Raw genomic sequence first — 12136 nt, forward strand, 5'->3', positions numbered from 1 at the left:
TTTCACGCCTCTGCAGACGCGAAAAAGGAGAAATATGAATCGAACACTGGCGGACCTGGATCGCGTCGTGGCACTGGGCGGCGGACATGGATTAGGTCGCGTGATGTCGGCCTTGTCACCACTGGGTTCGCGCCTGACCGGCATCGTTACCACCACTGATAACGGTGGCTCCACCGGTCGCATCCGTCGGGCTGAAGGCGGTATCGCCTGGGGCGATTTGCGCAACTGCATTAACCAGTTGATTACCGAGCCCAGCGTCGCGTCCGCGATGTTCGAATACCGCTTTACCGGCAATGGCGAACTGGCCGGGCACAATCTGGGCAATTTAATACTGAAAGCGCTGGATCATCTGAGCGTGCGTCCGCTGGAAGTGGTCAATATCATCCGAAATCTGCTAAAAGTTGACGCGTTTTTAATCCCGATGTCTGAACATCCGGTGGATTTGATGGCAACAGATGACGAAGGCAATGCCGTTTATGGTGAAACCGCCATTGATGAGATGCGCGCACCACCACAGGCGTTAATGCTGCATCCTGTGGTGCAACCGACGCGCGAAGCGCTCGATGCCGTTGCAGAAGCCGATTTGATTCTGATTGGGCCAGGCAGCTTCTACACCAGCCTGATGCCCATTCTGTTAATGAAAGAGATGGCGCAGGCGCTGCGCCGCACGCCCGCGAACATGGTGTTTATCGGCAACCTGGGCCGTGAACTCAGTCCGGCGGCGGCGGCGCTGACCGTGGCGGATAAGCTGCGAATAATGGAAGAGGCGATTGGTAAACGGGTCATCGACGCCGTGGTTGTCGGACCGGCCACGGACGTCAGTCTGATCGACAACCGCCTGATCATCCAGGAGCCGCTGGAGGCCGCAGATATTAAATATCGTCACGACCGCCAGCTGCTGCGCGGCGCGCTGGAGCACGCCATCCAGCGGTTTAACTGACTCAGGACACCGCGATAAACAAGGTGCGCAGTTCCTGGAGCTGATCGCGCAGGCCAGCAGCCTGTTCGAACTCCAGGTTTTGCGCATGCTGCTGCATCTGCCCTTCCAGTTCGTGAATCTTTTTCTGCAACGCCTGTGGTGACAACGCCAGGTAATCCGTCTCTGTCTCAGCGGCGTTGCGCTTGCCGGGTTTGGCTTTACCCCGCGTTTTCACCACGTTATTGCCCAGTTCCAGAATATCGGTGATTTTCTTATTCAGGCCCTGCGGTACGATGCCATTCTCTTCGTTGTAGCGCTGCTGCTTCTCACGACGGCGCTCAGTTTCTTCAATGGCGCGCGCCATGGAAGGCGTGATCTTATCGCCGTAGAGGATCGCTTTACCATTGATGTTACGTGCAGCGCGCCCGATGGTCTGGATCAGGGAGCGCTCGGAACGCAGGAACCCCTCTTTATCGGCATCCAGAATGGCCACCAGCGAGACTTCCGGCATATCCAGCCCTTCTCGCAGCAGGTTGATGCCCACCAGCACATCAAATTTGCCCAGGCGCAGGTCGCGAATAATTTCCATGCGCTCGACGGTATCGATGTCAGAGTGCAGATAGCGCACCTTTTCACCGTGTTCTTCCAGGTACTCCGTCAGGTCTTCGGCCATACGTTTGGTGAGCACCGTGACCAGTACGCGTTCATTGACGTTAACGCGCTGGCGGATCTCTGACAGCAAATCGTCCACCTGAGTCGCCACGGGCCGCACCTCAAGGATCGGATCCAGCAGCCCCGTCGGACGCACCACCTGATCGATCACCTCATCGCCCGATTTTTCCAGCTCGTATTTGCCTGGCGTGGCGGAGACATAAATGGTCTGAGGGGCCAGCGCCTCGAACTCTTCAAACTTCATGGGGCGGTTGTCCAGCGCCGAAGGCAGGCGGAAGCCATATTCGACTAACGTCTCTTTACGCGCCCTGTCCCCGCGGTACATGCCGCCAATCTGCGGAATGGTTACGTGCGACTCATCGACGACCAGCAGGCCATCCGCCGGCAGATAGTCAAATAAGGTCGGCGGCGCTTCCCCCGGTCCGCGGCCAGACAGATAGCGGGAGTAGTTTTCGATACCAGAGCAGTATCCCAGCTCCCCCATCATTTCAAGGTCAAACTGCGTCCGTTGGGTAATACGCTGCTCTTCCAGCAGTTTGTTGTTTTCCAGCAGGATCTTGCGCCGTTCGGCCAGTTCAACCTTGATGTCTTCCATGGCCTGCAGGATACGCTCACGTGGCGTAACGTAGTGCGTTTTAGGGTAAATGGTAAAGCGCGGCACCACCGATTCGACCTGACCGGTAAGCGGGTCAAACAGGGACAGCCGCTCCACCTCTTCATCGAATAATTCAACCCGCAGGGCCATATCGTCAGATTCGGCCGGGAAGATATCAATGACTTCGCCCCGGACCCGGAACGTCCCGCGCTGAAACGCCTGATCGTTACGCGTGTACTGTAACTCCGACAGGCGACGCAGGATGCTGCGCTGATCGATAATCATGCCGCGCGTTAGGTGCAGCATCATTTTCAGATACAGATCGGGATCGCCCAGGCCGTAGATGGCAGACACGGAGGCCACGACAATCACGTCGCGCCGTTCCAGCAACGCTTTCGTCGCGGAGAGGCGCATTTGCTCGATATGTTCGTTCACCGACGCATCCTTTTCGATAAAGGTATCCGAACTGGGCACGTAAGCTTCGGGCTGGTAGTAGTCATAGTACGAGACAAAAAACTCTACGGCGTTTTCGGGAAAGAACTCCTTCATCTCGCCATACAGTTGCGCCGCCAGCGTCTTATTAGGAGCCAGCACCATGGTAGGACGATTCAGGTCGGCAATAACGTTAGCAACGGTAAAGGTTTTACCCGATCCGGTTACGCCTAACAGCGTCTGATGCGCCAGGCCGTCTTCCAGTCCGGCTTCCAGACGGCGGATCGCTTCCGGCTGATCGCCAGAAGGCTTGAAAGCGGAGTTCAGTTTAAAATCTTTACTCATGAATGCGGTTCCTGCAGAAGAAAGACGGCGGGCAGCCCATTATTTTACTCTGCTATGGCAATTTTGCCAGAAAAAAATACTGGATATAATACCAGTGATGATGCACAGTATTGTCGTCAGGTTTTACTTGACTCTGGCACTTTTGCCCAGGCAAACACCCGTTTTTGTTGCGCAAGGTTATCCCCAAGCCACGTATTGATTTAACATTTGTCAAGCCTGTGTCATAAAATTGCAGTTTGATGAATCGCGTCCAATCCGGCAGGCTTGTTTTTTACTAACACACTGATTTTTAATAGTAAGTAAAAAAAGCCCAGATTGTCATCATTACGTGACCAGGCCGCGTATTTCCTCGCTTCTAACCTGTTTTCATTATCTAATGCACAAGGTTATCCACAGGAATAGTGGATAACTGATGAGAGGCCTTGGAATATCGGCTGTGCATAATTTTTTCTGCCGCCGCGTTTTGATGAAAAAAAATTTTTTTTAGCGAAATTTTTAACGCCAATAGCGTTGTTTTAGCGCAATGCATGGCGCGCATTCAACGTTGATCGTCTGGCTTTTCAGGTTGCTGTTTTTTACAGCAGACTGCCTGCGCCATTTATGGGCAACTGCACCTGACGCTCATTTTTCCTGCACCCTCATCGCGCTACGCAGTCGTCCCGCCCGTCAATTGTTCACTTTTGCTTATATTTAAACCGTCAAAATTCCGCATGTTAAGCGCGCAAACTTCGTTCACTCCGACTCTGGCCCGGTAATTGCATGCTCTGTGATCAGGATGTCATGCGCCACAGCAGCAGTCATAGCCCTGCTATTCTGGTAGTGCGATTTACCCGTTATGAGCAGCAAAACATTCAGGTTAATTATCTGGAAGGAGCGCGTCAGATGCTAAGTTTACGGTCGGTGAATCAGTTTTACGGAAAAAATCATATTCTCTGGAATGTGGACCTTGACCTGCCCCCCGGCACCTGTACCGGCATACTGGGACGTCCCGGCATGGGAAAAACCACGCTGGTGAACTGCATCATGGGTAAGCTTCCCATCAACAGCGGCACGATTAGCTGGCAGCAGGATGGCTCGCCGCCAGAGGATTTGCTGTCGCAGCCTGCCGATCAACGTGCACGCCAGGGCATTGGTTATGTGCCACAGGGACGACATATTTTCACGCAGATGAGCGTAGAAGATAACTTACTGATTGCCCTGCTGGCAGGCGCTGAATCGCGCGAAAATCACCGGCCTATTCCGGAAATGATTTTTGATCTTCTGCCGGCTCTCTATTCGCTGCGTCAACAGCGCAGCGGGGATTTGCCGGTTTACCAGCAGCAGCAACTGGCCCTTGCCCGCGCGCTGGTATTACAGCCACGCCTGCTGATTCTGGATGAGCCCGCCGATGGCATGGCGCCCTGGCTGGAAGAAGAGATGGGTAACCTGATTCGGCGTCTTAACCGGGAGTACGGCCTGACGATTCTGCTGCTGGAGCAGCGGGTTTCCCTGATTCGGCGCGTCGCTGACAGCTTTTTGCTGTTGCATCGCGGGCGTAATGTGGCGCAGGGTAACGTCACCCTGCTGGATGACGGTACGCTCGATAAATGGCTGACGATGGCGTGATTAATCCGGTAGCGTCAGATAGTGACCACAGTCCGCCTGCTGGCTGTCATCCGCTAACCAGGGAATGACACCCAGACAAGGCGCGGGCAGGCGCTCCTTCAGGGCCGTAAGGTATGCCTGATAACGCTGGCCGGGCGGCTGAACCGTGTTGGCAATCCAGCCAGCCAGTCGCAGTCCACGCGCCCTTACCGCCTCGGCGGTCAGCATGGCATGATTAAGACAGCCCAGTTTTACACCCACCACCAAAATCACCGGTAGCCGTTCAGTCTCAACCCAGTCGGCATAGGTTTGCGTTTCAGACAGCGGCGTATACCAGCCGCCCGCGCCTTCAATCAGAATCCAGTCAGCCAGCGGCTCCAGCTCGCGAAGCCCCGCCGATAGCGTTGAAAAGGTAATTGGCCTGCCTTCCTCTGCGCTGACGATATGCGGCGATGTCGGCTCCATAAAGGCCAGCGGATTCACCTGCTCATAGCAGAGCGGCACACTGCTGTAACGTTGCAGCGCCAGCGCATCGCTGTTACGGATGCCTTCTGCGGTTAACGTACAGCCCGAGGCCACCGGTTTGTAGCCCGCACAGCGGTAGCCTGCTGCGCTCGCCGCCTGCAGCAGGGCGCTACTGGCAACGGTTTTACCGACTTCAGTATCGGTACCGGTGATAAACCAGCGTGTCATGATTCACTTACTCCATACATCAAATGATAACTGAGGCGGAAACCCTGTTCGTCCCGTGGCCAGTGGGCTTCAAGCTGTGCCAGACGGCGACGCGTCAGCACATAATCGGCCCGTCCGGCATGCAGATGCGTTGCGCCAATGCCCTTCAGAGAGCGCATGGCGCTGAGCGCATCGGGAAAATGCAGGGTGACGGTTTGCGCGTGACAGCGCAGCCGTTGTGCGGCACAGGCTGCGGCGATCGCCTGCGCCGACAGAAAGCGATTGGCGTGCACATGCGCGTCAAGATGCGACCAGGCCTCGTGAACCTCATGCAGCGATCCCGCGCTCAGCGTTGAAAACAGCATACAGCCGCCGGGTTTCAGCACCCGCGTAAACTGCCTGAGCGCGGCCGGTAAATCATCGCTCCATTGCACCACCAGATTACTCCATAACAGATCAATGCTCTGATCGGCTAACGGCAGTGCGTCGATGTCGCCCGCCAGATAATGATGCGCCACCGCGTTTTGCCGGGCCTGATGCAACATCTGCGGCGACAGATCCAGCGCCATGACCTGTTTCCCCCGGTCGCGCCATAGCCGGCTGTACCAGCCGGTGCCACAGCCCGCATCCAGCACCTGTGGACCGGTTTGAGCAGGCACCCATGCCAGCAGCGCATCCCCGCTGATCCGTTGCAGTTCGGCATGCCTGTCGTAACACGACGCCGCGCGCCCAAAGGCTCTGGCTACGGCACGTTTATCAATGTGCAGCGTCATGAAGTGCCTCCAGCAGGACATCAATATCGTCTGGCTGATGCGCGGCGGTCAGCGTGATGCGCAAACGTGCCGTGCCCGGCGGTACGGTAGGCGGACGAATCGCGCTGACCCAGCAACCGGCTTCGGCTAAACGGGCCGACAAGGCCATCGCCTGGGCGTTATCGCCAACAAGTAACGGTTGGATGGCACTGGATGACGGCATAAGCGACCAGGGCAAGGAAGAGGCACCCCGGCGGAAATGGGCAATGTTGCAGCTCAGGCGCTGGCGCAGTCCATCGCCTGCCTGCACCTGTTTCAGGGCGGCCAGTAACGCGCTGGCCTGTGCTGGCGGCATGGCGGTTGAGTAGATGAGGTGGCGCGAAAACTGCACAAAATAGTCGGCCGTCGCGTCATCACACAGCAATGCCGCGCCGCTGACGCCAAAGGCTTTACCGAAGGTGACCACCAGCAGTTCGGGCTTAATGCCCTGTTGCCAACAGCTGCCGCGCCCCTGCTCACCTGTGACGCCAATGCCGTGCGCATCGTCAACCAGTAACCAGGCCCCTGCCTCACGCGACTGCGCCGCCAGCGTCTGTAACGGCGCGCTGTCACCATCCATGCTGAAGATCCCTTCCGTGACCACCAGCGTTTGCCCTTCACAGGGCGCACTCAGTCGCACAGCCAGACTGTCCGGATCGTTATGGGCGAAACGACGCAGTTGCGCAGGGCTGTGACTTGCAGCATCCAGCAACGAGGCATGGCTCAGCTTGTCAGCAAGAATGCGATCGTTTTTCCCGGCGAGCAGGTGAATGACCGCCTGGTTGGCGGCAAAGCCGGAAATAAACAGTAATGCCCGGGGATAACCCAGCCACCCGGCCAGTTGCGCTTCCAGGGTGGCATGAAGAGCCTGGAAACCGGTGACATGGCTGGATGCGCCTGCCCCCGCCCCGGCCAGTGCCGCGCCCTGTTGCCATCCGGCAATCACCGCCGGATGCTGGCTTAACCCAAGATAATCATTACTGGAAAAGTGACGATAATCCCGGCCTGCATAGCGGATCAGGCGCGTCTGACTGGCGTCAACTACGCGCCGTTCGCGCCAGCCCTCTTCAGCACGGCGCTGCGCGAGCGCCTTCTGTATGCGTTGCGGCCAGCCCATTACAGCGCCGCGTTATAGAATTTTTCTGTGTCGGCATTGAGCAGTTGCTCACTGAGCTGCTGCTGTTGCGCATTATCGCCATGGGCGGTCTGGGTATGTTCCGGATTCAGTCCGAGCTTGCGGAACAGCAGCATATCTTTGTCTTCTTCCGGGTTTGGCGTGGTCAGCAGCTTGCAGCCGTAAAAAATCGAGTTAGCCCCGGCCATAAAACACATTGCCTGGGTTTGTTCATTCATCTGTTCGCGGCCCGCCGACAGACGCACGTGCGAGGCAGGCATCATGATGCGGGCGACGGCGATGGTGCGGATAAAATCGAAAGGTTCGACATCGTCATTGTCTTCCAGCGGGGTGCCTTTCACCTTGACCAGCATGTTGATCGGCACGCTTTCCGGCGGCGTCGGTAAGTTGGCCAGCTGCACCAGCAACCCGGCGCGATCATTAACCGTTTCGCCCAGGCCAACAATCCCGCCCGAGCAGACCTTGATACCAGCCTCGCGCACCTTGCCCAACGTATCCAGTCGTTCCTGATAGCTGCGCGTGGTAATGATGTTGCCGTAAAACTCGGGCGAGGTATCCAGATTGTGGTTATAAAAGTCCAGCCCGGCGCGACCTAAACGCTGGGCCTGGCTGTCGCTCAGCGTTCCCAGCGTCATGCAGGTTTCCATGCCCATTGCTTTCACGCCTTCAACCATTTTTTCCAGATAAGGCATATCGCGATCGCTGGGGTTTTTCCACGCCGCGCCCATGCAGAAGCGGCTGGATCCGGCCGCTTTCGCTTTTTGCGCCGAACGCAGGACCTCATCCACTTCCATCAGGCGCTCTGATTCCAGCCCGGTCTTGTAGCGGGCACTTTGCGGACAGTATTTGCAGTCTTCCGGGCAGGCACCCGTTTTAATCGACAGCAGTGTGCTGACCTGAACCTGACGCGGATCGAAATGCTGGCGATGTACCTGCTGTGCTTCAAACATCAGTTCAAGAAACGGGCTTTCAAACAGGGCCTGTGCCTGGGCTAGCGTCCAACGTTGTGACATTACGTACTCCAAAAAAGGTGTCATCCCGACAGTTAACGTGGGTATACTTGTAAACTAAATCTTTTTATTTTGGTTTACAACTACGATGTTTACGCTTCAGGACGCCGAATTCGATCGCCAGCATATCTGGCATCCTTACACCTCCATGCAGCAACCGTTGCCCTGTTACCCGGTCGTGGCGGCACAGGGTTACACGCTGCAGCTGGCGGATGGGCGCACACTGGTAGACGGGATGTCCTCCTGGTGGGCGGCGATTCATGGTTACAACCATCCACGCCTGAACCAGGCCCTGCAGCAGCAGATGGCCCAGATGTCCCACGTGATGTTCGGCGGGATTACGCATCCCGCCGCGGTGGCGCTGTGTCGTCAGTTAGTGGCGATGACACCTGACGCGCTGGCGTGCGTATTCCTTGCAGACTCCGGCTCCGTTGCCGTCGAAGTGGCAATGAAGATGGCGTTGCAGTACTGGCTGGGTCGGGGAGAAACGCGTCAGCAGTTTTTAACCCTCAAGCGTGGCTATCACGGTGATACATTTGCGGCGATGTCGGTGTGCGATCCGGATAATTCCATGCACAGCCTGTGGCGCGGCTATCTGCCCGAGCACCACTTTGCCGAGGCGCCGCAATGTGGTTTTGACGCGGCCTGGAATGAAGAAGATTTTCAGGATTTCGCCCGGCTGATCGAACAGCATCAGCATCAGTTGGCCGCGGTGATTCTGGAGCCCATCGTACAGGGCGCGGGCGGCATGCGTTTTTACCATCCGCGCTACCTGCAGAAGGTACGCGAGTGGTGTGATCGTTACGGCATCCTGCTGATCGCTGATGAAATCGCCACGGGCTTTGGCCGCACCGGCACGCTGTTTGCCTGCGAACATGCGGCGATCACACCGGACATCCTGTGCGTCGGCAAAGCCCTGACCGGCGGCACGATGAGCCTGGCCGCCACGCTGACCACGCGTGATGTCGCCGATACCATCAGCCGCAGCCCGGCGGGCTGCTTTATGCATGGCCCAACCTTTATGGGCAATCCGCTGGCGTGCGCCGTCGCGACGGAGAGCCTGAAAATGGTACAGGAAGGCCACTGGCGCGGGCAGGTCAGCGCTATCGAGCGTCAGCTTCAGGCGGGACTGACGCCACTGCGCCAGTCGCCAGCGGTAGCCGATGTCCGTGTGCTGGGCGCGATTGGCGTGGTAGAAACTCACCGTCCAGTGAATATGGCCGCACTGCAGCAGTTTTTCGTCAGTCAGGGCGTCTGGATTCGGCCCTTTGGTCGTCTGATCTACCTGATGCCGCCCTATATCATCGCGCCTGAAGCACTGGATACGCTGATCCAGGCCATGGCCGCAGCCCTGGCGAACCCCGGCCATTTTCTGCGTTGAGCCCTGAAGGCTGGACGTCCAGGCGGTTTTGGTTAAGATGAAGACGCAGTCACCATAAACCCAAGGAGATGTGATGCGAGTTTATAGTCAGGATTTACACGACGGCGACAAAATGCCGGAAAAGCATGTTTTCAACGGGATGGGCTATCAGGGCGAAAATGTGTCACCGCATCTTGCCTGGGAAGACGCGCCGGAAGGCACAAAAAGTTTTGTCGTGACCTGTTTCGATCCTGATGCCCCGACCGGCTCAGGCTGGTGGCACTGGGTGGTCGCCAATCTTCCGGCCGATACCACATCGCTGCCGCAGGGTGCGGGTTCCGGTAAAGCCGCCTTACCTGCAGGTGCCGTGCAAACCCGCACAGATTTCGGCCAGGCCGGGTACGGCGGGGCCGCGCCACCGGCGGGTGAAACGCACCGCTACATTTTTAGCGTCCATGCGCTGGATGTGGAGAGCATTGAGGTCGATGCAGGCGCCAGCGGCGCGATGGTGGGCTTCAACGTGCATTTTCACGTATTAGCCAGCGCGTCATTGACCGTTCATTACGTCTGATTGCGCGTGCTCTTCTGCCGCTCCCGCCCGGGAGCGGCAACGCTGAACGTTAAGCCAGCTGATGTACCACAACCCACATTGGGCCCTGTCCAACGGCATAACGGCCGACAGGTTCAAGTTGCCCTTGCGGTTGAGTAATGCGGTATACCTCAATGTGATGCGACTTCTGTCCTGCCGCCACCAGATACTGGCCCGTGTGGTCGATATTGAAGCCCCGCGGCTGCGTTTCGGTCGGCTGGAAGCCCTCCACCGTCAGTAGCGCGCCATCTTCACTCACGCTGAACACCGTGATGGTGCTGCTGGTGCGATCGCAGGCGTACAGGAAACGTCCGTCCGGCGTCAGGTGAATATCGGCGGCCCAGCGCGTGCCGGTAAAATCAGGCGGCATCATATCGAGCGTTTGCACCGATTCCATTTTGCCGTGTGCATTCTTCAGTGACCAGACTTCGGCCGTGCTGTTAAGTTCATTAACGCTGTAGGCGTACTGGCCGTTGGCATGAAACGCCATATGACGCGGGCCCGCGCCCTCTGCCGTAGTGACCTGTTGCTGGGAATGCGGCGTTAACTGACCGTCCGCCCCGAGGTTAAACAGGCAGATGCGATCCTGTTTGAGCGCGGGCACATATAACGTGCTGTCGGCATTATCGATGTTCGCAGAGTGACAACCTGCCAGACCGTCGATCACCTGGCTCGGAGCCTGGGGCACACCGTCAGCGCCGATGGGGCTGATGCTGACGCAGGCATCATTGTAGGAGCCACAAAACAGGAAACGGCCAGCGTGATCGGTGGAGATGTGGGTGGGGCTGCCCGGCAACGGTGCCTGCCCCGCTTCCGTTAAGGTGCCATCCTGCGCAATACGAAAGGCCAGCACGCGGAAATCCGGACGCACGCCCACATACAAGAAATCTTTTTTCGGACTGACCACCATAGGCTGAACCTGACCGGCGATATCCGTTACCTGCAGTAGCGTCAAGGTGCCCTCATCGTTCAACTGCCAGACATGGATTTGTTGACTCTCGGGACTGGCGGTGTAGACAACCTGCTTCATGTATTCTCCTTTTTCGCTGACTCATGTTGTTCTGCAGGTCACTGTAGCGCGTTTTTTTCTGTCTCGCTGGAATGATTTGTGCCCTGATTTTTGTTTCCGGGCCACAGTCAGGTGTAGACTTGCTGTTTCGCTAACCTATCCAGATGAGAGGATTAATGAGCTATCGTGTAATCGCCCTCGACCTTGACGGCACGCTGTTGACCCCGACGAAAACCATTCTGCCCCAATCCACAGAAGCGATTACCCAGGCGCGCAAAGCGGGCATCAAGGTGATTATCGTGACCGGACGCCATCACTGTGCCATTCATCCTTTCTACCAGACGCTCAATCTGGATACGCCCGCCATCTGCTGTAACGGGACCTACCTGTACGATTATCCGGCGAAAAAAGTCCTGGCTGCCGATCCGCTGGATACCGACGTTGCGGTACGTGTGATCGAGATGCTGGATGAACATCATATTCATGGTCTGCTGTATGTGGACGATGCGATGCTCTATCAAACGCCGACCGGCCATGTGATTCGTACGCTGAAATGGAGTGAGTCATTACCTCCACATCAGCGTCCGGTGTTCAAACAGGTGGACAGCCTGGCGCAGGCCGCCAGAGAGGCGCAGTCGATCTGGAAGTTTGCCCTGTCTCACGACAACACAGCAGCGTTGCAGCAGTTTGCGCAGCGTGCGCAAGACGAGCTGGGTCTGGCCTGCGAATGGTCCTGGCACGATCAGGTCGACGTTGCCCGCGGCGGTAACAGTAAAGGCAAGCGCCTGGCGCAGTGGGTAGAATCCATCGGGCTGACAATGCAGGACGTCATTGCCTTTGGCGACAACTACAACGATCTGAGCATGCTGGAAACGGTGGGGCTGGGCGTGGCCATGGGCAATGCGGATGACGCCATTAAAGCCCGGGCGAAGAGGGTCATCGGTACGAATCTGGAAACCGGCATTGCCGAGACGCTTTATCAGCTCGTTCTGTAAGTTTCACTGACCCGATGAGCACGGTTTC

The 12136-nt window shown here is 57.1% G+C and carries 11 protein-coding genes; 5 read left to right on the forward strand and 6 right to left on the reverse strand.

Annotation, left to right across the window (positions count from 1 at the left end; translation table 11 throughout):
• Window positions 1–34: 34 nt before the first annotated feature.
• Entirely contained in the window at window positions 35–940 is a 906-nt protein-coding gene (gene yvcK / locus C1N58_RS11535) for a gluconeogenesis factor YvcK family protein (protein ID WP_006118508.1), read from the forward strand.
• A gap of 1 nt (window position 941) precedes the next feature.
• Here yvcK and uvrB read toward each other — a convergent pair whose 3' ends face one another.
• Complete coding sequence (uvrB, locus tag C1N58_RS11540) at window positions 942–2963, reverse strand: excinuclease ABC subunit UvrB (RefSeq protein WP_033737734.1); 2022 nt, start codon at window positions 2961–2963, stop codon at window positions 942–944.
• A gap of 882 nt (window positions 2964–3845) precedes the next feature.
• Between uvrB and C1N58_RS11545 the strand changes: the two genes are divergently transcribed.
• Complete coding sequence (locus tag C1N58_RS11545; protein WP_054634368.1) at window positions 3846–4568, forward strand: ABC transporter ATP-binding protein; 723 nt, start codon at window positions 3846–3848, stop codon at window positions 4566–4568.
• On the opposite strand, the gene bioD is transcribed toward C1N58_RS11545, so the two are convergent.
• Genes bioD through bioB form a run of 4 tightly spaced genes read right to left on the reverse strand, consistent with a single transcriptional unit; the run spans window position 4569 to window position 8158 of the window.
• Window positions 4569–5240, reverse strand: coding sequence for a dethiobiotin synthase (gene bioD / locus C1N58_RS11550; protein WP_394549786.1), 672 nt, complete (start codon window positions 5238–5240; stop codon window positions 4569–4571).
• Complete coding sequence (gene bioC / locus C1N58_RS11555; RefSeq protein WP_394564192.1) at window positions 5237–5992, reverse strand: malonyl-ACP O-methyltransferase BioC; 756 nt, start codon at window positions 5990–5992, stop codon at window positions 5237–5239. The genes bioD and bioC overlap by 4 nt, the downstream gene beginning before the upstream one ends.
• A complete protein-coding gene (gene bioF / locus C1N58_RS11560; RefSeq protein WP_394564193.1) occupies window positions 5976–7127 on the reverse strand; it encodes an 8-amino-7-oxononanoate synthase in 1152 nt (383 codons plus the stop codon). Before bioF ends, bioC begins: the two co-directional genes overlap by 17 nt.
• On the reverse strand, window positions 7127–8158 hold the full coding sequence (gene bioB, locus C1N58_RS11565; protein ID WP_394564194.1) for a biotin synthase BioB: 1032 nt from the start codon (window positions 8156–8158) through the stop codon (window positions 7127–7129). Before bioB ends, bioF begins: the two co-directional genes overlap by 1 nt.
• 85 nt (window positions 8159–8243) lie before the next feature.
• On the opposite strand from bioB, the gene bioA reads away from it, so the two are divergent.
• On the forward strand, window positions 8244–9536 hold the full coding sequence (gene bioA, locus C1N58_RS11570; RefSeq protein WP_185199715.1) for an adenosylmethionine--8-amino-7-oxononanoate transaminase: 1293 nt from the start codon (window positions 8244–8246) through the stop codon (window positions 9534–9536).
• Between the two features lie 73 nt (window positions 9537–9609).
• Window positions 9610–10086, forward strand: coding sequence for a kinase inhibitor (locus C1N58_RS11575; protein WP_033737738.1), 477 nt, complete (start codon window positions 9610–9612; stop codon window positions 10084–10086).
• Window positions 10087–10135: 49 nt separating this feature from the next.
• Here the strand turns inward: C1N58_RS11575 and pgl are convergent, their stop codons facing one another.
• On the reverse strand, window positions 10136–11134 hold the full coding sequence (gene pgl, locus C1N58_RS11580; protein WP_394564195.1) for a 6-phosphogluconolactonase: 999 nt from the start codon (window positions 11132–11134) through the stop codon (window positions 10136–10138).
• Window positions 11135–11289: 155 nt separating this feature from the next.
• Between pgl and C1N58_RS11585 the strand changes: the two genes are divergently transcribed.
• Window positions 11290–12108, forward strand: a complete 819-nt coding sequence (locus tag C1N58_RS11585; RefSeq protein ID WP_054687981.1) for a pyridoxal phosphatase — start codon at window positions 11290–11292, stop codon at window positions 12106–12108.
• The last annotated feature ends 28 nt before the right edge of the window (window positions 12109–12136 follow it).

Source organism: Pantoea sp. SGAir0180 (assembly GCF_043546245.1).

Excerpts from the sequence above, each read along its gene's own strand:
- pgl (WP_394564195.1), bottom strand. The coding sequence starts at position 11,134 with ATGAAGCAGGTTGTCTACACCGCCAGTCCCGAGAGTCAACAAATCCAT.
- bioB (WP_394564194.1), bottom strand. The coding sequence starts at position 8,158 with ATGTCACAACGTTGGACGCTAGCCCAGGCACAGGCCCTGTTTGAAAGC.
- uvrB (WP_033737734.1), bottom strand. The coding sequence starts at position 2,963 with ATGAGTAAAGATTTTAAACTGAACTCCGCTTTCAAGCCTTCTGGCGAT.
- bioA (WP_185199715.1), top strand. The coding sequence starts at position 8,244 with ATGTTTACGCTTCAGGACGCCGAATTCGATCGCCAGCATATCTGGCAT.
- bioC (WP_394564192.1), bottom strand. The coding sequence starts at position 5,992 with ATGACGCTGCACATTGATAAACGTGCCGTAGCCAGAGCCTTTGGGCGC.
- C1N58_RS11575 (WP_033737738.1), top strand. The coding sequence starts at position 9,610 with ATGCGAGTTTATAGTCAGGATTTACACGACGGCGACAAAATGCCGGAA.
- C1N58_RS11585 (WP_054687981.1), top strand. The coding sequence starts at position 11,290 with ATGAGCTATCGTGTAATCGCCCTCGACCTTGACGGCACGCTGTTGACC.
- yvcK (WP_006118508.1), top strand. The coding sequence starts at position 35 with ATGAATCGAACACTGGCGGACCTGGATCGCGTCGTGGCACTGGGCGGC.
- bioD (WP_394549786.1), bottom strand. The coding sequence starts at position 5,240 with ATGACACGCTGGTTTATCACCGGTACCGATACTGAAGTCGGTAAAACC.
- bioF (WP_394564193.1), bottom strand. The coding sequence starts at position 7,127 with ATGGGCTGGCCGCAACGCATACAGAAGGCGCTCGCGCAGCGCCGTGCT.
- C1N58_RS11545 (WP_054634368.1), top strand. The coding sequence starts at position 3,846 with ATGCTAAGTTTACGGTCGGTGAATCAGTTTTACGGAAAAAATCATATT.